The organism is Clostridium chrysemydis (genome assembly GCF_015234215.1).
GTDB classification, from domain to species: domain Bacteria; phylum Bacillota; class Clostridia; order Clostridiales; family Clostridiaceae; genus Clostridium; species Clostridium chrysemydis.
In genome coordinates this window covers 42857-65599 of the sequence record NZ_JADEKP010000005.1, presented here as the reverse complement: position 1 = coordinate 65599, position 22743 = coordinate 42857, and the positions used below count along the sequence as shown (strand labels likewise).

22 protein-coding genes and 1 other annotated feature are annotated in these 22743 nt (G+C 30.5%); of the genes, 15 read left to right on the top strand and 7 right to left on the bottom strand.

What is annotated here, in order from left to right; genetic code table 11:
* Nucleotides 1–66 precede the first annotated feature (66 nt).
* From INR60_RS13010 to INR60_RS12990, 5 genes are all read left to right on the top strand, one after another.
* Complete coding sequence (locus tag INR60_RS13010; protein WP_194191940.1) at nucleotides 67–1080, top strand: DUF7922 domain-containing protein; 1014 nt, start codon at nucleotides 67–69, stop codon at nucleotides 1078–1080.
* Between the two features lie 108 nt (nucleotides 1081–1188).
* Complete coding sequence (locus INR60_RS13005) at nucleotides 1189–1944, top strand: prolipoprotein diacylglyceryl transferase (RefSeq protein ID WP_194191939.1); 756 nt, start codon at nucleotides 1189–1191, stop codon at nucleotides 1942–1944.
* A 3-nt stretch (nucleotides 1945–1947) separates the two neighbouring features.
* Nucleotides 1948–2781: a YhfM domain-containing protein gene (locus INR60_RS13000; protein WP_194191938.1), complete on the top strand. Its 834-nt coding sequence runs from the start codon at nucleotides 1948–1950 to the stop codon at nucleotides 2779–2781.
* A 20-nt stretch (nucleotides 2782–2801) separates the two neighbouring features.
* Nucleotides 2802–3638, top strand: coding sequence for an Mrp/NBP35 family ATP-binding protein (locus INR60_RS12995; RefSeq protein ID WP_194191937.1), 837 nt, complete (start codon nucleotides 2802–2804; stop codon nucleotides 3636–3638).
* A gap of 31 nt (nucleotides 3639–3669) precedes the next feature.
* On the top strand, nucleotides 3670–3858 hold the full coding sequence (locus INR60_RS12990) for a ferredoxin (RefSeq protein ID WP_194191936.1): 189 nt from the start codon (nucleotides 3670–3672) through the stop codon (nucleotides 3856–3858).
* A 44-nt stretch (nucleotides 3859–3902) separates the two neighbouring features.
* Here INR60_RS12990 and INR60_RS12985 read toward each other — a convergent pair whose 3' ends face one another.
* The 4 genes from INR60_RS12985 to INR60_RS12970 form a co-directional block, all read right to left on the bottom strand.
* Nucleotides 3903–4100: a hypothetical protein gene (locus INR60_RS12985; RefSeq protein ID WP_194191935.1), complete on the bottom strand. Its 198-nt coding sequence runs from the start codon at nucleotides 4098–4100 to the stop codon at nucleotides 3903–3905.
* Between the two features lie 59 nt (nucleotides 4101–4159).
* Nucleotides 4160–4615 (bottom strand): PadR family transcriptional regulator, encoded by a 456-nt coding sequence (locus INR60_RS12980; protein WP_194191934.1) that lies wholly within the window; start codon nucleotides 4613–4615, stop codon nucleotides 4160–4162.
* Nucleotides 4616–4624: 9 nt separating this feature from the next.
* A complete protein-coding gene (locus INR60_RS12975) occupies nucleotides 4625–5473 on the bottom strand; it encodes a DegV family protein (protein WP_194191933.1) in 849 nt (282 codons plus the stop codon).
* A gap of 168 nt (nucleotides 5474–5641) precedes the next feature.
* Complete coding sequence (locus tag INR60_RS12970; protein ID WP_194191932.1) at nucleotides 5642–6643, bottom strand: DUF3048 domain-containing protein; 1002 nt, start codon at nucleotides 6641–6643, stop codon at nucleotides 5642–5644.
* Between the two features lie 254 nt (nucleotides 6644–6897).
* Between INR60_RS12970 and nrdD the strand changes: the two genes are divergently transcribed.
* From nrdD to INR60_RS12940, 6 genes are all read left to right on the top strand, one after another.
* Nucleotides 6898–9033, top strand: coding sequence for an anaerobic ribonucleoside-triphosphate reductase (gene nrdD / locus INR60_RS12965; protein ID WP_194191931.1), 2136 nt, complete (start codon nucleotides 6898–6900; stop codon nucleotides 9031–9033).
* Nucleotides 9034–9298: 265 nt separating this feature from the next.
* Nucleotides 9299–10462: a homocitrate synthase gene (gene nifV, locus INR60_RS12960; RefSeq protein ID WP_194191930.1), complete on the top strand. Its 1164-nt coding sequence runs from the start codon at nucleotides 9299–9301 to the stop codon at nucleotides 10460–10462.
* 22 nt (nucleotides 10463–10484) lie between these two features.
* Nucleotides 10485–12407 carry an aconitate hydratase gene (locus tag INR60_RS12955; protein WP_194191929.1) on the top strand — a complete coding sequence of 641 codons (1923 nt, stop codon included), beginning with the start codon at nucleotides 10485–10487 and terminating at the stop codon, nucleotides 12405–12407.
* 117 nt (nucleotides 12408–12524) lie between these two features.
* A complete protein-coding gene (locus INR60_RS12950; RefSeq protein WP_194191928.1) occupies nucleotides 12525–13070 on the top strand; it encodes a DUF2812 domain-containing protein in 546 nt (181 codons plus the stop codon).
* A gap of 94 nt (nucleotides 13071–13164) precedes the next feature.
* Nucleotides 13165–13683, top strand: a complete 519-nt coding sequence (nrdG, locus tag INR60_RS12945; RefSeq protein ID WP_194191927.1) for an anaerobic ribonucleoside-triphosphate reductase activating protein — start codon at nucleotides 13165–13167, stop codon at nucleotides 13681–13683.
* A 13-nt stretch (nucleotides 13684–13696) separates the two neighbouring features.
* Nucleotides 13697–15181, top strand: a complete 1485-nt coding sequence (locus INR60_RS12940) for a leucyl aminopeptidase (protein ID WP_420797494.1) — start codon at nucleotides 13697–13699, stop codon at nucleotides 15179–15181.
* 49 nt (nucleotides 15182–15230) lie between these two features.
* Here INR60_RS12940 and INR60_RS12935 read toward each other — a convergent pair whose 3' ends face one another.
* Complete coding sequence (locus INR60_RS12935) at nucleotides 15231–16652, bottom strand: amino acid permease (protein WP_194191925.1); 1422 nt, start codon at nucleotides 16650–16652, stop codon at nucleotides 15231–15233.
* Between the two features lie 255 nt (nucleotides 16653–16907).
* Nucleotides 16908–18305 (bottom strand): asparagine--tRNA ligase, encoded by a 1398-nt coding sequence (asnS, locus tag INR60_RS12930; protein ID WP_194191924.1) that lies wholly within the window; start codon nucleotides 18303–18305, stop codon nucleotides 16908–16910.
* A 72-nt stretch (nucleotides 18306–18377) separates the two neighbouring features.
* Nucleotides 18378–18622: a binding site (T-box leader), on the bottom strand.
* A 100-nt stretch (nucleotides 18623–18722) separates the two neighbouring features.
* Here asnS and INR60_RS12925 point away from each other — a divergent pair.
* The gene (locus INR60_RS12925) at nucleotides 18723–19121 is read left to right on the top strand and encodes a cytochrome b5 domain-containing protein (RefSeq protein WP_194191923.1); all 399 of its coding nucleotides are present in this window, start codon (nucleotides 18723–18725) and stop codon (nucleotides 19119–19121) included.
* Nucleotides 19122–19159: 38 nt separating this feature from the next.
* On the opposite strand, the gene INR60_RS12920 is transcribed toward INR60_RS12925, so the two are convergent.
* Nucleotides 19160–19873: a metallophosphoesterase family protein gene (locus INR60_RS12920; RefSeq protein ID WP_274380447.1), complete on the bottom strand. Its 714-nt coding sequence runs from the start codon at nucleotides 19871–19873 to the stop codon at nucleotides 19160–19162.
* Between the two features lie 100 nt (nucleotides 19874–19973).
* Here INR60_RS12920 and INR60_RS12915 point away from each other — a divergent pair, with 100 nt between their 5' ends.
* The 3 genes from INR60_RS12915 (at nucleotide 19974) to INR60_RS12905 (ending at nucleotide 22685) form a co-directional block, all read left to right on the top strand.
* Nucleotides 19974–21053: a M24 family metallopeptidase gene (locus INR60_RS12915; protein ID WP_194191921.1), complete on the top strand. Its 1080-nt coding sequence runs from the start codon at nucleotides 19974–19976 to the stop codon at nucleotides 21051–21053.
* 131 nt (nucleotides 21054–21184) lie between these two features.
* Entirely contained in the window at nucleotides 21185–21724 is a 540-nt protein-coding gene (locus INR60_RS12910) for a sigma-70 family RNA polymerase sigma factor (protein ID WP_194191920.1), read from the top strand.
* Nucleotides 21717–22685 carry a DUF4179 domain-containing protein gene (locus INR60_RS12905; RefSeq protein ID WP_194191919.1) on the top strand — a complete coding sequence of 323 codons (969 nt, stop codon included), beginning with the start codon at nucleotides 21717–21719 and terminating at the stop codon, nucleotides 22683–22685. The genes INR60_RS12910 and INR60_RS12905 overlap by 8 nt, the downstream gene beginning before the upstream one ends.
* Nucleotides 22686–22743 lie beyond the last annotated feature (58 nt).

The window sequence follows — 22743 nt, the reverse complement described above, 5'->3', positions numbered from 1 at the left end:
GTTATCATAAATAATACCTTTAAGCATATACTGTATTGAATAAATATATGTGGAGGTATTAGGGACTTGGCACATAACAAATTATATAGAAATTTTATAATACTACAAGAAGATGAAAAATTACAATCACCTAATGGAAAAGTTCTATCAGGATATGCAAAGATAGAAGCTAAAGGAGATAAGTGTAAAGTTACATTCTATGCTCAAAACTTAAAAAAAGATGATGAATATTCCATAGTACTTATTTGTAATAAAAAAGATATGAAAAAAATAGTAGATATGGGGCCTATAAAAGTTAGCGATTCTGGAAAAGGTGAAGCCTTTAAAGAATACTATGTAGATAATATAGCTGGATTAGAATTCGGATACGAAAAAATATCTGGTGCGGGTATCTGCAAAAAAGGTTCTAGTAAAGCAGAATTTATGCTTTATGGTTTTATGAATGGGGAAAAACCTCAAGAAGGATGGAAGAGTTCAGAATTAATAAAATGTGATGATAAGAATGTAAATTCAAAACCTAAAGAGTATTTAAAAGAAACTAAAAAAGAAACTAAGAAAAAAGAAGATGGATGCGGCTGCAAGGATAGAGATAATTTATCTAAAGAATTTGAAGATTACGAAAGAAGTATTGAAGAAGAAACTGTAGACCCTAATGATTTTAGAGTAAAAGGCGGAACTGGAGATTATTTTGAAGGTATAGCTAAGGGGTTCTCAGAAGTTAAAGGGTGCTTTAAAGAAATATCTTATTCTAAATGGTATAAGATTCCTGTAAAAGATATAGAAGATATGTGTAATGCAAAAGATGCTGATAAATACACAGTGGTCTATTATCCTATGCTTAACTATTATCCTTATATAATCAAGCATGGACATTTTATGATGGGTTATAAATGTGATAAAAAAGGTAATTTAAAATATTTAGTTTACGCAATACCAGGAAAGAAAGATAAATTTGACCAACCGTATGTTGGTAAATCAGGTTTCGTAACTTGGGCTAAGTGTAAAGATAACGAAGAACAGGGATATTGGTTAATGTTTTACGATTATAAGACTTCAAAGGTTGTAGTACCTTCTAAGTAAAGTCTAGAAATATTGCCATAAATATCTTAAAGTATTATAATTATAGATAATTAGGAGAAGCATGTTATGCTTCTCCTAATTACATATAAAGGGGTTTTTGGAGGAGACATGAAGCTAGTTTTATTTCAAATTGGAAGTTTTAAAGTCTATAGCTATGGACTTATGATAGCTATAGGAATTCTAGTTGCAGGATATTTATTTTTAAAAAGTGCAACTAAAAAAGGTTATAACGAAGATAAGTTATTTAATCTACTTATTACAGCAGTTATATCTGGAATCTTAGGCGGAAAACTGCTATTTATAATTGTTGAGTTTAAAAATATAATGAATGATCCTGAAATATTGCTTGATTTTGGGAATGGTTTTGTTATATATGGGGCAATAATATTAGGTGTAATAGGTGTCTATGTATACTCTAAGAAAAATAAATGGGATACTTTAGATATTTTAGATTCTGTAGTTCCTGGAGTTGCAATAGCACAAGGATTTGGTAGGATAGGATGCTTTTTAGCGGGTTGCTGTTACGGAAGAGAGACAACTTCACATTTTGGAGTTATTTTTCCAAGCGATTCATTAGCACCAGCTGGAATCAGTCTTATACCAACTCAAATCTATAGTTCTATCTTTGATTTCTTATTAGGTTTCTTTTTACTTTGGTATGCAAAAAAGACAAAGGTAAAAGGAAAAGTAGTAGCTATGTACGTAATAATATATAGCATAGGGCGATTTCTTATTGAATTCTTAAGAAATGACCCTAGAGGGAATGTTATGATGTTATCAACATCACAATTTATAGCTATATTTACTTTAGTAATAGGTATTTGTATCTATAACAAAGATAAGATAAAAAAGGAGAGAAAATAATCTATGAAAAAATCAAAAGTTATAATTGCCTTTTTGATGGTTATTCTTAGTTTCGGACTTATAGGATGCGCACCTGTTAATGATGCTCTTGTTAAAATGGGATTTAAGAATAATGACTTTGAGTTTATGAAAAACAACAAAGTAAATCAAATAGTAATACAAAATACTAGAGATATAGGTTTTAGATTTATAGTTACAGACCCTAAAGTTATAGAAGATATCTATAAAATATTATCAGACGGTAACCCTGAAACTGAAAAGAGTACTTTAGAACCGGATTATGTATTCGAGATACAAACTGGAGATACAGTTAGAAAGTATGATTACGTAGTTGGAGACCCTGAGTCTGGTAAGGGTAACTTTTATGATAAAGATAAAGCTTATAGAGTTCCTAAAGATTTAGACCAAACTATATTAAATAACTTATCATTTATAAAGAAACCTAGAGATTTCTATAACATTTATTATGGAAGCATATTAAAAGTTGTAGAAGGAGTAAAAGGACAGCTTGATGGTCAAAAAATAGGAGTAGATATATTAGGCGATATAGATTGCGTAAAATATCTATTCTCAGTAGATCTTGGAGATTTCCAAAAACAACTTCAAAAAGTAGTGCCAAGTGCAGAGGTGCTAAATAGTAAATCTAATAAAAGTGACTATGATGCTATTATAAGTGTTCAAAACAGAGGTTATAATAGTGATACATTCAAAACTATAATAACAGTTGATGATAAAAAGAAAAACATATACGAAAAGTATTATGTTTTAGGTAAATATGAATTTAAAAACTGGGATATAAAAGTTGGAGATGTGAATGAAAAGCCAGAAGGTTGGTAAAATTAAGGAGGAAGCAAAAGATGAGTGATTGTTCAAGTTGTGCAAGCAAAGATAGCTGCGCTTCAAAAGGAATAGGTATATGTCCATCAAAAAAGACTCCGAAATATGGTAAGATAAAGAATATAATAGGAGTAATTAGTGGTAAAGGTGGAGTTGGTAAATCAACTGTAACAGGGATACTTGGAACTATGCTTACAAAAAGAGGATATAAAGTTGGTGTTTTAGATGCTGATATAACAGGTCCATCTATGCCTAGATTTTATGGAATAAATAAAGAGAGAGCTAGTATTTTACCTGTTAACGATAAAGAGGTAAAATTTATACCAGTAGAAACTGAAAGTGGTATAAAGGTTATATCTATGAACCTTTTAACTAAAGTTGAAGAAGATCCAGTTATTTGGAGAGGTCCTGTAATAACAGGAGTACTAAACCAAATGTTTTATGATACAGAGTGGGGAGAACTAGATTATCTATTAATAGATATGCCCCCAGGAACAGGAGATATTGCTCTTACAGTAATGCAAGAGTTTGGAGTAGATGAACTTGTTATAGTATCTACACCACAAGATATGGTTTCAATGATAGTTAAAAAAGTTATAACTATGGGTGAAAAGATAGGTGTTAAAATAAGGGGCGTTGTAGAAAACATGTCATACATTGAATGTAATGATTGCGGCAAAAAAATAAAGCTATTTAGCAACAAATCAGCTGAAGAACACGCTGAATATTTAGGAGTTCCTCTAATTGGAGAATTACCTATGAACCTAGGACTTACAGAAGCTTTAGAAAAAGGTGAAGCTGAAAGTTATGTATTAAATAACCCTCTTTATTCTTTAATATTTGAGGGTTTATATTAATAAATAAAACTTAAGAGGAGATGAGAATAATATGAAAGCAAATGTAGATCAAGATACATGTATAGGTTGTGGACTATGTACTTCTATCTGCCCAGCAGTTTTCGAGTTAAACGATGAAGGTAAATCACACTCTATAGTAGATGAGGTTCCATCAAACGAAGAAAATAGTGCAAAAGAAGCAGAAGGAAACTGTCCAGTAAATGCAATAACTGTAGAATAAAAAATAAAAGGTGAGTTCTAAGATATTAGAACTCACCTTTTATTTTAAAAGAATCTCATTATAGGACTTATGTAGTCAGTAGTTCTAAAACTTCCAGAATTTAAAACTTCTGATTCTGATAAAAATACAAAATCACCTATGCTACTCGTGCTAACTTTATATATAGGAATAGAAATAATTCTATTATCATCTAAAGCTACAAAAGCTTCTAAATCAGTAGTATCTAAAATTTTTCCTCTCATAAAAAAACCTCCTTTTGCAAATTATTTTTTACAAAATAGAGGTTTTATATGCAGATGGATTAATAAATATCCTTATATATTATTTTAAACACTTCTAATGCTTCTTCTATTTTAGGCTTTAATAATATTTTACTTCTTTCATATTCATCAAAACCACTAGGAGTTAGAGAATATGTTTTTCTAAACTTTTTTTCAGGGTCATCCCATTCTCCAACTACAAGATTTGCAGTTTCTAATTTTTTTAAGAGAGGATATATTCCTCCGGTGCTAGGATGCCATTTGCCTTTAGTTTTATCAGAGATGATGTTTGATATCTCGTTACCGCTAATTGGGCCTAAGCTTAAAATATGAAGCACATAAATAGGCAATAAACCTTTAGTAAATACTTGACCTGATGGTTTGGAGTTTGTATTTTGCTTTTTTTTAAGTGTTAGTAAGTTCTTTTTGTATTCTTCATATAGCCTTTTTTCTTCTGCTCTTATCTCTTTTTCACTTAAGAGAGTTAAGTCATCCATAATATTAAACTATACCTCTTGAATTATAACTCCAATTAAACCAGGTCCTGTATGAACTCCTAAAGCAGGTCCTATCGTTGCTTCATTAAGTTCTATGATATTTTTTAAATCTAAGCCTTTTATAGTTTGATAGAATTTAGCACCATCTTCTTTAGCACCACCGTTTAAGACCCAAACTTTACATTGGCCTTTTGAAGCTGCTTCTTCTACTATTTTTTGTAGTCTTGAAATAGATTGTTTTCTTCCACGAACTTTAGCGTAAGTTTCGTATACTCCATCATCGCCAACGTGGATTATAGGTTTTAAGTTAAGTAGTTCTCCTATAGTTCCAGAAACTTTACCTATTCTTCCACCTTTTTTTAGGTATTCAAGAGTATTTAAAGTAAAGTAACCTTCAGTTCTATTTCTTATTTCAGGAAGAGCTTCTATTATCTCTTCAAATGATTTTCCGGCTTTTATAAGTTTAGCTGCATCTAAAACTATTGCACCTTCTGCGATACTTAAAGTTTTACAATCATAAACGTATGATGTAAGGTTTGGGTGATCTTCTAATAAAAGTCTTATTGAATTAGAAGTACCTGATAGTTTAGAAGAGATATTTATAGCTAATACGTGAGTATAGCCTTCTTCTTCTATTTTATTTAATATTTTATCTATTGTTTCGTTACTAGGTAGAGATGTTTTAGGAACTTCTAGTTCTATTTTTTCGTAAACATCATCTGCACTTATCTCGATTATATCTTCGTATTCACCACTATTATAAATTATTTTTAATGGTGCAAGTTTTATGTTATTTTCTTTTAATTGTTCAAAAGTTAAGTCGCATGCACTGTCTGTAAGTAATGCTATTTTTTGCATAAAGCAATCTCCTCCTTATATAAAAAACTATATCACTATTGATAATGTTAACTATATCACTATTGATATAGTTTTACAATCCTATTTGTAAAAAATGGAATTAAAAAAATGGCTTTATTTTTGAAAGTTTACAAAAATAAAGCCATTTTTTAATTAATAGTTATAACTTTAAAAGTTAATAGGTGCATTGTTGTCAATTATATTCCAAATAGTAGTTCCAGAAGGAATTGAGATTTCTTTTCCTTCTAAATCTAAAAGTTTAGTTTGACCGTACTCAGCATCTTTTTCCCATTTTATTTCTTTTACTTTTCCTTTAGAAAAAACATAGCCTGTTCCGGTTGAGATAAGATCTACATCTAAATGACTGCCATCATTTTGAAGTGTTATATTTGTTTTTTGAACAATTACATTATCAAAAGCTAAAGGTTTTTTAGTTAATGCATCATAAGATAGAGTTCCATCCATATATTTTTCATATCTTCCGTCTTTGAACTTATATGATGTACTGTATAAATTATTGCATTTTATATCTATAGTGTTAGAAGCTTTTAAATTATCATCATTAAAAGAAGAATCATCATAATTTAAAAAATCTTTAGGCGCTGGATTAAAACTTTTATCTTTAAGTGCTTCTAATATTTTTTCGCTACTAGTATAAAGGTTGTGAGGTGCGACTCTACTATTATCTCTATAGAAGTATTTTGAGTTATACATTTCATTTATACTCATTGTAGCTGAATCATTAGATATTTTACTTAAAGCCTCTTTAGAGCCTCCACAGTGAGCAAAAGGAAGTGAAAATTCATTTGCTAAAGTAACAAAGTAAGGTCTAGCACTTCTTATAGGTCCAATCTTTTCAGGATATTTTGAATGGAAAACACAGATAAATCTTGGAATTCCGCCTTCGGCTGAAGTTTCGTATACTATATCTGCGTAAGAGAGACCGCTTTGAGGTCTAGCACTTTTAGAATTTTCAACTATTGCCATAAAAGGAGTTTTTGAACTTGGATCTGCTTGAGTTTTTATTCCAGTATATTGGTAATTAAAAGCAGTAGCTGATGCATTAGTAGTAGTATCATCTTCTTTTGATTTGTTAAATAAATTGCAAGAAATAAGTGAAAGAGATAATGCTGAAACAATTACAGTTAATAAAATATTTTTTTTCTTCATTTTGTACCTCCTAATATTTATATGTTAATATATATATTATCCACAATAAGGAAAAGATAACCAATAATTACTTAAAAAGTAATTTGTCAAGTCTCAGAAAAAGCATAAAAACTATCAAAAAAAAGAGATAATTCGATGTAATTTAAATTATATCAATTAATTAAAATAGTTTTTAATTGCACAAGAATTTCTTTTGAAGTATAATAGTAAAGTACGAAATCGGTACTATATATTGTGTAATGGGGGTCATTTGTATGCTATATGTTGTGAAAAGGGATGGTAGGGAAGTTGAATTCAATGCCGAAAAGATATCTGGCGCTATTAAAGGAGCGGCTAAAGAAATAGGAGTAACCCTTAAAACTAGTCAAATTTTAGACATGGTTCAAAAGGTTATTAATTATATAGAGAAGGACGATAACTGTGATAATAGTTATGTAAGAAAAATCACGGTAGAGGAAGTTCAAAATCTAGTCGAGAGAGCTTTAAACAATACAGATTTATCAAATGTAGCTTCTGCTTATAGAAGTTATAGAATAGAAAGAACTAAAGTTAGAGAAATAAAATCTGACCTTATGAAAGCTATTAGCAAAATTGGTGTAGAAACGGATAGAGATAACGCCAATGTTGGTAATAACTTTAGTTCAAAGCTTTTAAGAATAGCATCAGAATCAAATAAATGGCATAATTTAGCAACTATGCCAAAAGGATTATCAAGAGGGCACGAAATAGGAGATGTATACTATCATGATTTAGATAGTTACAACCTAACAACTAACTGTCTACACATTCCAACAAAAGAATTATTAGAAAAAGGATTTAATACAGGATACGGAACAATAAATTCGCCAAGAAGAATAGAAACTGCAGCAGAGTTATCATGTATATTATTACAATCAACTCAAAATGATATGTTTGGGGGACAATCTCACCCAGATTTTGATAATGACATGGCAGTTTTCGTAGAGCCAACAAGACAAGAGATAAAAGAAGAGCTTGAAGAACTTGGAATAGAAGGCGAAAAATTAAAAGAATTAACTGAAAAGAAATTAAGAAAGAGAATCCATCAAGCAATGCAAGGTGTAGTTTATAACTTAAATACAATGCATTCAAGAGCAGGATCTCAAGTTCCATTTAGTTCAATAAACTTAGGTATTCCAACTACTAAAGATGCTGAACTAGTATGTGAAATATTCTTATTAGAGTATGAAAAAGGTTTAGGAAGAGGTGAACAACCTATATTCCCAAACATAATTTTTAGAGTTAAAGATGGTGTTAATAGAGAAGAAAATGATCCATACTACTATCTTTATGAGTTAGCATGCAGAGTTGCAGCTAAGAGAATGAATCCTACATTTATGAATATAGATGCAGACTTTAATAAAAAGTGGTATGAAATAGGACACATGCCTGCAACTATGGGATGTAGAACATACCTTATGAGCAACGTAAATGGAGAACCTGGATGTAAGGGAAGAGGAAATATAGCTCCAACAACTATAAACCTACCTAGAATAGGTATACAAGCAAAAGGAGATATAAATAAATTCTTCGAATTATTCGACGAAAGATTAAACCTAGCAAGACGTTCATTAGAGCATAGATATGGTGTATTAAAGAACCTAAGAGTAAAAGATTTACCTTTTGTAGCGGGTCAACACTTAATGAAGGGTGCAGAAGGATTATCACCAGATGATTCAATCGAACCAATCCTAAAACAAGGAACTTGGGGAATTGGATTTATAGGACTTAGCGAAACTTTAGTAGCTTTAGTAGGTGCACATCACGGGGAAAGCGAAGAAGCTAGAGAACTTGGTGTTAAAATAGTAACTCATTTAAGAGATTACTGTGATATGTTAACAAAAGAAACTAAGCTTAATTGGAGCGCATATGCAACTCCAGCTGAAGGCTTATCAGGCAAGTTTATAAAGCAAGACCAAAAATTATATGGAGAAATTAAAGGTGTAACTGATAAAGAATACTACACAAACAGTTTCCACGTACCAGTAGGATGTCCTATTTCAATTAAGAAAAAAGTTGAAATAGAAGCGCCATACCATAACCTTTGTAATGGAGGTCACATAAGTTACTTAGAAGTAGATGATTCACCAACTGGCGAAGATATTATGAATATAATAAACTTTGCATATAGAAACACTAATATAAGTTATTTAGGTGTAAACTTCCATATAAGATATTGTAAAAACTGTGGAACTTATCTTCAAAACCATGAATCTAGATGCACAAGCTGTGGAAGCACAGATATCCAAGGTGTATCAAGAGTTACTGGATACTTAAGTCTTGATGAAAGATTTGGACCAGGTAAATATCATGAAAGACAAGATAGAATAACTCACACAGGAACAAACATGAATCACTATCAAGAATGTTAAAATAATTATAAATCGCAAACACAATTTTAAAAATGTGTTTGCGATTTTTTTTGCTTTGGGGCGTAAATGAATTATTTTATAAAAAACTTGCAAAATAATGTCTAAAATTAATTGAAATATAGTATTATTATTTAATAAATGAAACTTTAAATTAAAAACTTGCAATTATCGTTGTTGATAAAAGTATTTTATGTTAAAATTAAATGGTAAAAATATCTAAAATGGGGAAATTTTATTTTTATAGATATTAAAAGGGGGCTTAAATATGACTATTAAAAAGTTAGATGATGGTAAGCAAATTTTTATTGTAGATACCACCCTAAGAGATGGTGAACAAACAGCTGGAGTAGTATTTGCAAATGCAGAAAAAATAGCAATAGCAGAGATGCTATGTGAAGTTGGGGTAGACCAACTTGAAGTCGGGATTCCTACTATGGGTGGGGATGAAAAGGAAGCTATAAAACAAATAGTAAAAAGGAATCTTAACTGTAGCATAATGGCTTGGAATAGAGCAGTTATATCAGATATAAAAGAATCTATTGATTGTGGAGTGGATGCTGTTGCTATATCTATATCAGTTTCAGACATCCATATCAAGCATAAACTTAAGACATCAAGAGAATGGGTTATAAACAATATGGTTAAAGCAGTTAGATTCGCTAAAGATAATGGTCTTTATGTATCGGTAAATGGGGAAGATGCATCAAGGGCTGATGTAAAATTTTTAGTGCAGTTTATAGAAGAGGCTAAAAAGGCTGGAGCAGATAGGTTTAGATACTGCGATACTGTAGGAATAAAGGATCCATTTAGCATCTATCAAGACATAAAGTATTTAGTAGAGAATACAGGCTTTGATATAGAGATGCATACTCACAATGATTTTGGTATGGCAACAGCTAATGCCTTAGCAGGTATAAGAGCAGGTGCTACTCATGTTGGGGTTACAGTTAATGGCTTAGGTGAAAGAGCTGGAAATGCTGCTTTAGAAGAGGTTATTATGTCATTTAAGCATGTGCTTAAATACGAAGTTGATGTAGATACTAAGATGTTTCGTGAGGTATCTGAGTATGTATCAAGAGCATCGGGAAGAGCTCTTCCTAAGTGGAAGGCTATAGTAGGTGATAATATGTTTGCTCACGAATCAGGGATTCATGCAGATGGGGCGCTTAAGAATCCTAAAAATTACGAAGCTTTTGACCCTTCAGATGTAGGGCTCGAAAGACAAATAATTATAGGTAAGCATTCAGGAAAAGCAGCTATAATAAATAAGTTTAATGAATATGATATAAGCTTAGAAGATTATGAGGCAACAGATATATTAAAACTAGTAAGGTCTACATCAGTAAGACTTAAAAGACAATTATTTGATAAAGAATTAGTTCAAATATATAGAGAATACGAAAACATAATTAATAAAGAAGCTAAATAGCATAAAATAAGGGGGCTTAACTTTGGGAGATAATTTAGTATATAAAATAATAAAAAATCATTTAGTTTCAGGAGAACTTAAAACTTCTGAACCTATAAGTATTAAGATAGATCAAACTCTTACTCAAGATTCAACAGGAACTATGGCATACCTTCAATTAGAAGCCATGGGGATAGATAAAGTTAAAACTAAAAGGTCTATAGCATTTATAGATCACAATATGCTTCAACAAGGTTTTGAAAATGCAGATGATCACAAATTCATTCAAACAGTAGCTTCTAAGCATGGAGTATATTTTTCAAAACCGGGTAACGGTATTTGTCACCAAGTCTTTTTAGAAAGATTTTCAACTCCAGGAGAAACTTTAATAGGGTCAGACAGTCACACTCCCACAGCAGGAGGAGTAGGAATGTTAGCTATGGGAGCTGGGGGGCTAGATGTAGCTCTTTCTATGGCAGGAGGAGCATATAATATAAACATGCCTAAAGTTTGTAAGATAGAACTAAAAGGCAAATTAAAAAGGATGGTTTCTGCAAAAGATATAATTTTAGAAGTCTTAAGAAAGTTTACTGTGAAAGGTGGAGTAGGAAAGGTTTTTGAGTATGGAGGACCTGGAGTTTTAAGTTTGTCAGTTCCAGAGAGAGCAACTATTACAAATATGGGAGCTGAACTTGGTGCAACAACTTCTATTTTCCCAAGTGATGAAAGAACTTTAGAGTTTTTTAAAGCGCAAGAAAGAGAAGCTGAATTTAGATTTTTAAAGCCAGATAGTGATGCTTTTTATGATGAGGTAGTAGAGATAGATTTAGAAAAACTAGAACCTCTAGCAGCTATGCCACATTCTCCTGATAATGTTTTAGAAGTTTCTAAAATAGGGAAAATTAAAGTAGATCAAGTAGCTATAGGAAGCTGCACAAATTCTTCTTATGAAGATTTAATGAAAGTAAGTAAGATATTAAAAGGAAAGAAGATTCAAGATGACGTAAGTCTTGTAATAGCACCTGGTTCTAGACAAGTTATGGAGATGCTTTCTAGAAATGGAGCATTAGGAGATATAATTAGTTCTGGTGCTAGGATTTTAGAAAACTCTTGTGGTCCTTGTATAGGGATGGGACAAGCGCCAGGTACAGATGGAATATCTCTAAGAACCTTTAATAGGAATTTCTATGGAAGAAGTGGGACTCTTTCAGCAAAGATATTTTTAGTTAGTCCTGAAACTGCAGCAGTTTCAGCTATTACTGGATTTTTAACAGATCCTAGAGAACTTGCAGTTTCTTTAGATTTTGAAATTCCAGAGAAGTTTTTAGTAGACGATTCTATGATTATAAAGCCAGCCGCAAATAATAGAGAAGTTGAAGTTAAGAGGGGACCAAATATAAAACCATTCCCAGTAAATAAAGAATTAGAAAAAGATTTAAGCGGTAAAGTTTTAATTAAGGTTGAAGATAATATAACAACAGACCATATAATGCCTTCAAATTCTAAGCTTCTACCGTTTAGATCAAATATTCCGTATTTATCAGAGTTTTGCTTTAATACAGTTGATACAGAATTCCCGAAAAGAGCTAAAGAAAATGGCGGCGGAATAATAGTTGCAGGATCAAATTATGGACAAGGCTCAAGTAGAGAACATGCGGCCCTTGCACCATTATATTTAGGAGTAAAAGCTGTAGTTGCAAAATCATTTGCAAGGATTCATAAAGCTAACTTAATAAATAACGGGATAATACCTGTAGAATTTGAAGATGAAACGGTTTATGAATCTATAGATTTATTAGATGATATTAGAGCTTATAATATTAAGGATGAATTAGAAAAGGGCGAAATAACATTTAAAAATATAACTAAAGGAAACGAATTTAAAGCTAAAGTTGATTTAACTTTAAAAGAAATAGAAGTTATATATTCTGGCGGAAGATTAAATTATGTAAAAGAAAATAATTAATAAAAAGCCTATCAATTTTAAATTTGATAGGCTTTTTATTATGGATTATAAATTGACACTTAAAGAGTAAGAGTGTTATGTTTTAGATAAATATAGATATATTTAAGGGGAGATTTTATGGAAAAAGGGGCAGGGTATTGCGGAGCAAAACTGACTCCGTTTGAGGAAAGAGAATTAGAGTATAAAAACATTTTAATAAAGGTATTTAGGCCTTTATTTTTAATAGATACTGTAGGTACAGAAGACTGGCTTAGCGAAATGGAACTTAGGGGACTTAATTTATATAAAGTAAATTTAGGAATGTTTTATTTTATAAAAGGAAAGCCTCGTATAATGAAATACTTAGTATTAAACAGAAGTGTTATAGATGATGAGACTTGGACTGTTTATTATAGAAGAGGTTTATTATTTGAAAGAAGTATTCTTGGAAAAGATTTAAAGAACAGTTTTGAAGATTTGTCTGAGATAGAGGGACAAATGAAAAAAGAATCATTAAAAACTTTTATAATATATCTTATCTCTTTAATAATTTTTGAGTACTTAGATTATAGTTTATTAAAAAGTGGTTCAAATCTATTTAGAATGGTAGTTTTTATATGGTTAGGGTTAACAATTTTATCAGGAATTAATTACTTTAGGGTAAGAAAAAAATATAGTAAATAATTAAATTTTTATGTTAAAAAGGTTAAATGATATATAAATGTATATAACCGACTAAATTAGTATGATATAATAATTAAAAATCAGGAGGAGCATAATGAGTAAGAAAATAAGACTTGCAGGAATTGCATATGAAAGTTTAGTAAACGGACCAGGTATGAGAAGGGTGTTCTTTTCACAAGGATGCAATCATAATTGTGAAGGATGCTTTAATCCAGATACTCATAACTTTGAAGGTGGTTCTTTAAAAGATATGGATGAACTAATAAAAGATGTATTAGATAATCCTATGATTAAAGGAGTTACTTTTAGCGGTGGAGATCCTTTTGAAAGAGCAGAAGATTTTGCATATATGGCTAAAAAGTTTAGAGAAAACGGAAAAGACGTTTGGTCATTTACTGGATATACTTTCGAATATATAATGGATAATTTAGATAAAAGAGAAGGATTTAAAGATTTATTATATAACTTAGATGCTCTTGTTGATGGGAAGTTTGAAATAGACAACATGGGAGATGGCTTAAGGTTTAGAGGTTCTAAAAATCAAAGAATAATTGATGTTAAAAAGAGCTTAGAATCAGGGAAAGTTGTTTTATTTGAAGAATATATGAAATAGAGAGGTGTTTAGGATTATGGAATTTGGATTTAAAACAAAATCATGTAGAGAAACTTCAGGTGTTATAATGCCATTTTTTGAAGACAAAATTATTATGAAACATGAAGAACTTAAAAAAATGATAGAACACTTAAAAAAGACTGATAAGTTTAACGGTAAGTTAGGTGAAATGTATAACTTTACTCGTGAAATAGATGGAGTTATTCAAGATATAGTTTTAATTGGTCTTGGAAAAGAAGAAGAAATAAATTTAGAAAAAATAAAAGTAAATATATCAAAAGCTTATAAAAAGCTAAAAGAACTTAAAGATACAGATATAGCTGTAAGAATGATAAGAACAGATGCAATTGAAACAAATGAAATTCTTAAAGCTATGACTATAGCTTTAGAACTTACAGATTATACTTTTGATAAGTACAAAAGTAAAAAAGAAGATAAAAAAGACGTATTTATTTCATTTACAGGATGTAATGTTAGTGATATAGAAGAAGAGGATGTTAAAGACTCTATTGAAGAGGGAATAGATATAGCAAATGGTGTAGTTATCGCAAGAGATTTAGTAAACGAACCAGCAAACGAAATGTATCCTGAAGTTTTAGGATTTAAAGTTCAAGAACTTGGAGAAACATTTGGATTTGAAGTTGAAGTTCTAGGTCAAGAAAAGATTGAAGAGTTAGGAATGGAAGCATTCTTAAGTGTAGCTAAAGGGTCAACTAACGAACCAAAATTAATTGTAATGAGATACTTTGGTGATAATGAAAATAAAAAGAAAAGATTAGGATTAGTAGGTAAAGGTCTTACTTTTGACTCAGGCGGATATTCATTAAAACCAACTGATAGTATGGCAACTATGAAATCAGATATGGGTGGTGCAGCTGCAGTTATAGGTGCAATGACTTCTATAGCAAAGAGAGATTTAAAAATAAATGTTATAGGTGTAGTTGCAGCTTGTGAAAACATGATAGATGGAAATGCTTATAAAGCAGGAGATATCATAGGAAGTATGGCTGGAAAAACAATAGAAGTATTAAATACAGATGCAGAAGGAAGATTAACTTTAGCAGATGCTATGACTTATATTAAAACAGAAGAAAAGGTAACTGAAATTGTTGAACTTGCAACTTTAACAGGGGCAGCACTTGTAGCACTAGGAGAAACTACTACAGCACTTGTAACAAACAACGATGATTTATGCAGTGAAGTAGTTAGTGTTTCAGAATATACAGGGGAAAGAGCTTGGAAGTTACCAGCTTTTGAAGAGTATAAAGAATTAATAAAATCAGATATAGCAGACCTTAAAAACATAGGAGGAAGATATGCAGGAACAATAACAGCAGGATTGTTTGTTGGAGAATTTGCAGAAGAAACTCCTTGGGTTCATATGGATATAGCAGGAACAGCTTGGACTGATAAACCTGTAACTTATAAAGGAAAAGGTGGTACTGGAGTTCCAGTTAATACTATTTACGAATTAGCAAAAGGAAGAGCTAATAGATAAAATTAAAAAAGATGCTTCGCAAAACATATTTGCGAAGCATCTTTTTATTTTAAGAAATTCCTTTAGCTCTTCTTTCTTTTGAGGCTATTCTAGGTAAGATTAATCCTAACCCAACTAAAACGAAAGGAGTTATTATATTTAATACTAATTGGAATGTGTTTTCTGAATACATTCCACCTATACATGCAAATGCAGTGAATCCAAAGCACCATGCACCTAGGATAATACCAAATATTTTGCTTTTAGTGAATCTATATTCTGCGTGGAATTTGTCTCCAGCTTTTTTTAATGCTATATAAGCTACGAACACCCAAAGGTATCTAAGTGGCATGCAAACAGCATTAAGTTTTATTAACCATTTTACAATAGCATCAACATCACCTATACCAAAAGCAGGTATTATTATTAAAATAGCAACAATTACCCCGATTAGTTTATTACCATTAATGAAAGAACCATGTTCATTTTGAACAAGTAATTTTTCTGGTATATATTCACTATCTGCACTATCTAAAAGTATACGTAATGGTGCATCTATTGAAAGGATAAGAGTTGATACTTGTCCTATAACATTTGTTATAGCGTAGATAACAACGAAAGTATTACCTATTCCGTAGTATTCACCAAGTCTTTGGAATGCGTAGTAAGCACCGTTTGTTAATAAGTCTTTTGGAACATTATTTGAATCAAACATCATTCCTAAAGAAATAGTTCCAAGTATAGCACAAACAGCAACCATTATAGCAAGTGCTATCATACCTTTTGGGAAACCTTTAGAAGGATCTTTCATCTTATTTACGTAAGGTGAAATCTTTTCACAACCACCAACAGCAAATACTAATATAGATAAACTAGTAAAGTATTTAACGTCGAAAGTAGGCATGAATGTATCAAATGACCAATCTATTTTTAGAAGAGGTGCATTTGTTATAGCTGGTGCTGCAATCATTAATAATATGAAAAGAATTGACATTATAAACATTGATGTACCAGCTATAGTTGTTATGTTCTTTAATGCTTTAATTCCCTTTGATGCAAACCAAAGTCCAAATAAGAATATTACTAAGCAAAGAGCTTGTAATAATAATGGATTTAGATTACTTATTGAACCATCTTGGAATATCGCCCAAGAAGCTGCAATAACTGCACCTTGAGGTTTTTGTGATATGTAAGGTAAGTGTACAACAAAGTAAGTCCAACCAGCATAATAAGCAAGTTTAGGTCCTATAGTTTCGTTAATCCAAGAACTAACCCCACCACCTAAATCTTTAAATGCAGAACCAAGTTCCCCAACCATTAAAGCGTAAGGAACGAAATATACTGCGAAAATTAGTATCCATGATACAATCGCTTTAAGTCCTCCGAATTCAGAGAATCCGTTAACAACGTTTCCAAATCCCCAAACAGCAGAGAAGGCCATAAGTGCAAGACTATACCACATGATTTTTTTAGTATCGTTTTTTGCGTTCATAAAGAACCCCCCATAACTATATTCATTTTTAAAATAACAAGATAATAAATCTTAATATGTTAACTAAATGTAAACATTTAAATAACGTGTGATTGGTTTTGTTAAAGATTTAATTATCGTATCATAACATATAGTAATACAAGATGTACACTATAGTCAATATGTTCCATAATAATTAAAATTATGACAAATTAAGATTAGAATGGAATAATAAATTTAAAAATAAAAGCCACTGAAAATTCAGTGGCTTTTTTATTAGAAGTCTGATTGACCTGTAGTTCTTGGGAATGGGATTACGTCTCTGATATTTGACATACCAGTTATATACATTATTAATCTTTCGAATCCTAATCCATATCCTGAGTGCTTAGTTTCACCGTATTTTCTAAGCTCTAAATACCACCAGTAGTCCTCTTCATTTAAGTTAAGTTCAGCCATTCTTGCTTTTAAAACATCAAGTCTTTCTTCCCTTTGGCTTCCTCCTATGATTTCACCGATTCCAGGAACTAAAAGGTCCATAGCAGCAACTGTTTTGTTATCTTCGTTCATTCTCATGTAGAATGCTTTTATATCTTTTGGATAATCAGTTACAAATACTGGACACTTGAAGTGTTCTTCAGTTAAATATCTTTCGTGTTCAGTTTGTAAGTCAATTCCCCACTCAACAGGGTAATCAAATTTCTTATCGCAAGATTTAAGTATTTCTACAGCATCTGTGTAAGTAACTCTTGCAAAGTTTGAGTTTACTACGTGGTTTAATCTTTCTACTAAACCTTTATCTATAAATTGGTTGAAGAATTGAATTTCTTCTGGACATTCATTCATAACATATTTAATAACATATGTTAGCATTTTTTCAGCAAGTTCCATGTTATCATTTAAGTCTGCAAATGATATTTCAGGCTCAACCATCCAGAATTCAGCAGCATGTCTTGCTGTGTTTGAATTTTCAGCTCTAAATGTTGGTCCGAAAGTATAGATATTTCTAAATGCTAAAGCAAAAGTTTCACCGTTTAATTGGCCTGAAACTGTAAGGTTAGTTTCTTTTCCGAAGAAATCTTCTTTGAAATCTATTTTTCCTTCTTCAGTAGTAGGTACGTTTTGTAAATCAAAAGTAGTTACTCTAAACATTTCTCCTGCACCTTCACAGTCACTACCAGTTAAGATTGGAGTGTGAGTGTATACGAAGTTTTGTTCTTGGAAGAACTTGTGTATAGCGTAAGCTGCAACTGATCTAACTCTAAATACTGCTGAGAAAGCATTACTTCTAGGTCTTAAGTGAGCTATGCTTCTTAAATACTCGAAAGTGTGTCTTTTCTTTTGAAGTGGGTAGTCTGAATCTGACATACCTTCTATTACTATTTCTTTAGCTTGAATTTCAAACGGTTGTTTAGCGTTTGGAGTTTCTACTAAAGTACCTATTATTTTTAAAGATGAGCATATAGGTAACTTTGAAACATCTTTAAAGTTATCTAATTCGCTTCCAAATACTACTTGGATATTTTTAAAGAAAGAACCATCATTGATTTCTACAAAACCAAAAGCGTTTGAAGCTCTTAAAGTTCTTATCCATCCAGTTATAGTTACGTCTTTGTTTAAATATTCAGCTGTGTTTCTGTAAAGAGATCTAACTAATACGTTATCTTTGTTCATTAATATTACCTCCTAGTAATTGTTTTTTCTTGATTTTAGACAATAAAAAAAATCCTATCGTTTCCCTAAACTATAAGGGACGAAAGGATATATCCGCGGTACCACCCAAATTGCTGATAAACAGCCGGCTTTAACAGGCACAAAAGTTATGCCCTCCAATATTAACGGTTTGGGTCCGTCTAAGTCTACTTGCTTTAAAAGCTTTCGGTTAGAAACTCAGAGATGTTCTTCAATCAAAGGCTTCGTATGAGGCTCTCACCATCCCTCACTCGCTAAGAACTACGTCCTAAGTCTACTCTTCTCGTCAAAGTTTTTTAAATTTGAATACATTAAATTGATTTTACAATACTTTTCTATCAAATGCAATATAGTAAGCATATATTAATTTTATATACTAATATTTCTTAGGGGGATAAAATGTTACTAGAAAAACTTCTAATTAAAAAAAATATCCAAATAAATAAACTTAAAAAAATGCTATTAGAAAGAACAAAGAATAAAGAGGAAATAGTAGATGAAATAAAAAATATAATGGATGATATAGAAATTATATTAGAAGAATATAGTTTGGTAGATTATATGAGAAAAGAATTTACAATAGAGGAGCTTTCTAAGTTTGATGGAGTCGGAAACAACTTAGCTTACATAGCTATAGAAGGAACTGTTTATGATGTTACTGGTGTTACTGGATTTAAAGAAGGAATATATTGTAATATAAAACCTGGAAAAGATGTTACTAGTGAATATAAGGCTTGTAACAATAAAGATAAAGTAAAGCTTAAAAGCGCTAGGATAGTAGGTAATTTAATAGAATGAAATATTCTGAGATGATAAAAATCATCTCAGAATATTTTTTATTCATTTCCAGTTTCAAATGAAGATATAAGCCTTTCAGGGAAGTTTAACATCTTCATATCTTTAACTATTCTTTTTACTTCATATTCGACTTCATGGATTTTAACAGAAGTTCCACTATCTTTGTCTATATTTAATATAGCGTAAGTAGGGTTTGGTCTTCCGATTTTTGGTTTACCAACGCTTCCGTCATTTATAAATAATTTGTTGTCAAATTGTTTAGCGCAAGGAAGGTGTGTATGTGCAGAAACTAAAATATCATAATTAAGTTCTTTCATAATAGTTTCAGTTTCTTCAGAGTCTTTTAGCATATATTCATTTATTTTATTTGGGCTACCGTGTACAAATAAAATATTGTTACCATCAAAGTTAAGATTAAGTGAAGTAGGTAAGTTATCAAGATAATGCCTGTTTTCAGCTCTTAATTCTTCTACAGTCCAAGGTAATGTAAATGAATTAATATTATTTTCTCTTATAAAGTTAAATTCATTTTCACAAACAGCTGCATCGTAATTTCCTTTAATGCAAAGGATTTTTCTTCTTCTTATCATAGCAACTACTTCGTTTGGATGAGGACCGTACCCAACTAGGTCTCCAAGACATACGATTGTATCTACTTTATTGTCTTCTATATCTTCTAATACTTTCATTAGTGCATATAGATTTCCGTGTATATCAGAAATAACTGCGATTTTCATTGTTAAGACCTCCATAATTCAATATAACTATATTATACAACAATAGAAGAGAGATATAAAAGTTATTAAATAGTGTATAATAGAAGATAAATATACATAAACGGAGGGATAAAGAATGAAGGTAAACAGAATTTTTAATGTAATTGAAGAGATGCAAAGACAAGGCTTAAAGCAAATGGTAGTTTCAGCACCTCCATCATTATTTTATTTAACAGGAAAATGGTTTAGTCCAGGGGAGAGAATGATAGCGCTTCTTATTAAATCTAATGGAGAGCATAAACTAATTATAAATAAACTTTTCCCTATAAATGAAGATTTAGGAGTAGATTTAGCTTGGTACACTGATACAGAAGATCCAATAAAACTACTTTCAAGCTTTGTAGATAAAAACGAAGTTTTAGGAATAGATAAAACTATGCCAGCACAATTCTTAATAAGATTAATGGATATAAATAGTGCAAGTGGATACGTAAATTCATCTACAATAATAGACGATTTAAGAAGAGTTAAAGATGAAGAAGAAATAAAGCTTATGAAAGAAGCTTCAAGATTAAATGATAAAACTATGGTAGAACTTTTAGAAAGACTTGAAGAAGGAAAAACTGAAAGATATTATGCAGACCTTTTAAAAGAGCTATACGCTAAAAATGGAATGAACAAATTCTCATTTAGTCCTATAGTTGCATTTTGTCCAAATGGTGCAGATCCGCATCACGGAACTGATGATACAGTTCTTAAAAAGGGAGATAGCATAGTAATCGATATGGGTGGAGTTTATAAAGATTATTGCTCAGATATGACAAGAACAGTATTCTTTAAAGAAGAACCATCAAAAGAACATGCTAAAGTTTATAATATAGTAAAAGAAGCTAACGAAAGAGCTATAGCTATGATAAAACCAGGAGTTAAATTTAGTGATATAGATAATGCAGCTAGAAGCTATATAGAAAAAGAAGGCTATGGAGAGTACTTTACTCATAGAACTGGTCACTGCATAGGGATAGAGTGTCACGACGCTGGAGATGTTAGTGCTATAAATCATAACGAAGTTAAAGAAGGAATGATTTTCTCAATAGAACCTGGTATTTACTTAAAAGATAATATCGGAGTTAGAATAGAAGATTTAGTTTTAGTAACTAAAAACGGCTGTGAAAAGTTAAATCAAGTAACTAAAGAACTTACAGTAATTAAATAATTAAAAAAAGATATCTAAAAATTTTAGGTATCTTTTTTTATCTTTTTTTAAAGGCTTGAAACATTTTACGTTGAATAATTATCTAATATGTAATTACGTAATTAATTTAAAGCTTAAGGGGGACTTGAAATTTGAAAATAGCTTTGTTTAAGCCTAAATCAGATGTTTATAAAGCAAAAAAAGGAGATAAGGATTCATTTTCTAAATTAATAAAGGAAAATAAACTTAATTTATATAAAGTATCAAAAGGTATGTTAAAAAGAGAATGTGATATAGAAGATGCCATACAAAATACTATAATAAATGCTTATGAAAACATAGAAAATTTAAGGGAAGAAAAGTATTTTAAAACTTGGCTTATAAGAATCTTAATTAATGAATGTAAAAAAATATTAATTAAGAGCAAAGATATTATAAGCTTAGAAGAAATACAAGAAATATCAAATAAGTGTACAGACGATTCTTATGAAAATCTAGATTTAAAGGATGCTATAGAAAAATTGCCTAAAGAAACAAAGGAGATAATAATTTTATATTATTTTGAGGATATGAAGCAAAAAGATATAGCTAAGATTTTGAATTTGAAAGATTCTACTGTTAGAACTAAATTATTAAGGGGAAAGAAAAAACTAGCAGATTTGATGGGGGAGGATTATGTAGTATATGAATAGTGATTTTGATAATAGAATAAAGGTATTAATAGAGGGTGGAAGTGATGAAATTCCTAAAAATATAGATGATAAGATAAATGAAACATTAAATAATCTAAATAAAAGAAATAGTATAAAAAAAGAAGGGAAGTTCCTTAAAATAGCTCTTTTAGGGTTAGTGGTTTTATGCGGAACTAGTTTTACTGTTGTTAGCTATGCAACTGGAGAAGATGCTAAGGATTTTATATTTAGTTTATTTGGTAGAAGTGATAAATACAGTAGTAATGCAACTTTAGTTAATCAAAAATTTTATTTTAAAGGCGGGGATTTTAAAATAAATAGTGTTGTTTATGATGGATTTACTTTGAGTTTCTCGTATGAAATTAAATATAATGAAGATAACTTAAACAAAGATGAAGATATAAATATAAATTCAGACTTTAAGATAAATGGAGAAAATAGAGAGTGTAGTGCTGTAGGAGGCTACAGTGAAAAGGTAGATAAGAATACTAGGGTTGGGATAAAATCTATTTATTTAAATGATGGTTGGATGTCAGATATAGATAGTGAAATATATGATAAGAAATTAAGTAAGTATGTTGGAATAGGAAGTGAAGATTTTAAATTAGATCAAGATATAAATATTGGAGATAAAAAGTTTTCACTTAAAACTACAGTTAAAAATGTTTCTGATAAATCAGATGTTTTAAGAGTAGATAAGATAATTTCAAATTATAAAATAAATGAAGTTGTTTCCACAGAAACTCATCTGATATTAAGAGGTGAGAAGATTAAAGATGGGACAAGTGAAAATGAATTAAAAGTTCTATCAAGTAATAAAGAAATGGATAGTGATAGTAAAGTATATTATGAAAATAAAGAGAAAAACAAGTTTGAGTATAGATATATAAAAGGAAAAGATTTTAAAGATGAAGTTAGTATAAAGTTTGGAGGTAAGGATATAACTTTAAACTTAAAATAAAGTAAAAAGCATTCGGGAGGCCCGAATGCTTTTTCTTGTATGTGTTGTTAAAAATTTA

Coding starts and splice junctions, on each gene's coding strand:
- INR60_RS12925 (WP_194191923.1), top strand. CDS start 18,723: ATGTTACTAGAAAAACTTCTAATTAAAAAAAATATCCAAATAAATAAA.
- INR60_RS12905 (WP_194191919.1), top strand. CDS start 21,717: ATGAATAGTGATTTTGATAATAGAATAAAGGTATTAATAGAGGGTGGA.
- INR60_RS12995 (WP_194191937.1), top strand. CDS start 2,802: ATGAGTGATTGTTCAAGTTGTGCAAGCAAAGATAGCTGCGCTTCAAAA.
- INR60_RS12915 (WP_194191921.1), top strand. CDS start 19,974: ATGAAGGTAAACAGAATTTTTAATGTAATTGAAGAGATGCAAAGACAA.
- INR60_RS12970 (WP_194191932.1), bottom strand. CDS start 6,643: ATGAAGAAAAAAAATATTTTATTAACTGTAATTGTTTCAGCATTATCT.
- nrdG (WP_194191927.1), top strand. CDS start 13,165: ATGAGTAAGAAAATAAGACTTGCAGGAATTGCATATGAAAGTTTAGTA.
- INR60_RS12990 (WP_194191936.1), top strand. CDS start 3,670: ATGAAAGCAAATGTAGATCAAGATACATGTATAGGTTGTGGACTATGT.
- INR60_RS13005 (WP_194191939.1), top strand. CDS start 1,189: ATGAAGCTAGTTTTATTTCAAATTGGAAGTTTTAAAGTCTATAGCTAT.
- nifV (WP_194191930.1), top strand. CDS start 9,299: ATGACTATTAAAAAGTTAGATGATGGTAAGCAAATTTTTATTGTAGAT.
- INR60_RS12935 (WP_194191925.1), bottom strand. CDS start 16,652: ATGAACGCAAAAAACGATACTAAAAAAATCATGTGGTATAGTCTTGCA.
- nrdD (WP_194191931.1), top strand. CDS start 6,898: ATGCTATATGTTGTGAAAAGGGATGGTAGGGAAGTTGAATTCAATGCC.
- INR60_RS12920 (WP_274380447.1), bottom strand. CDS start 19,873: ATGGAGGTCTTAACAATGAAAATCGCAGTTATTTCTGATATACACGGA.
- INR60_RS12980 (WP_194191934.1), bottom strand. CDS start 4,615: ATGGATGACTTAACTCTCTTAAGTGAAAAAGAGATAAGAGCAGAAGAA.
- asnS (WP_194191924.1), bottom strand. CDS start 18,305: ATGAACAAAGATAACGTATTAGTTAGATCTCTTTACAGAAACACAGCT.
- INR60_RS13000 (WP_194191938.1), top strand. CDS start 1,948: ATGAAAAAATCAAAAGTTATAATTGCCTTTTTGATGGTTATTCTTAGT.
- INR60_RS12985 (WP_194191935.1), bottom strand. CDS start 4,100: ATGAGAGGAAAAATTTTAGATACTACTGATTTAGAAGCTTTTGTAGCT.
- INR60_RS12950 (WP_194191928.1), top strand. CDS start 12,525: ATGGAAAAAGGGGCAGGGTATTGCGGAGCAAAACTGACTCCGTTTGAG.
- INR60_RS12975 (WP_194191933.1), bottom strand. CDS start 5,473: ATGCAAAAAATAGCATTACTTACAGACAGTGCATGCGACTTAACTTTT.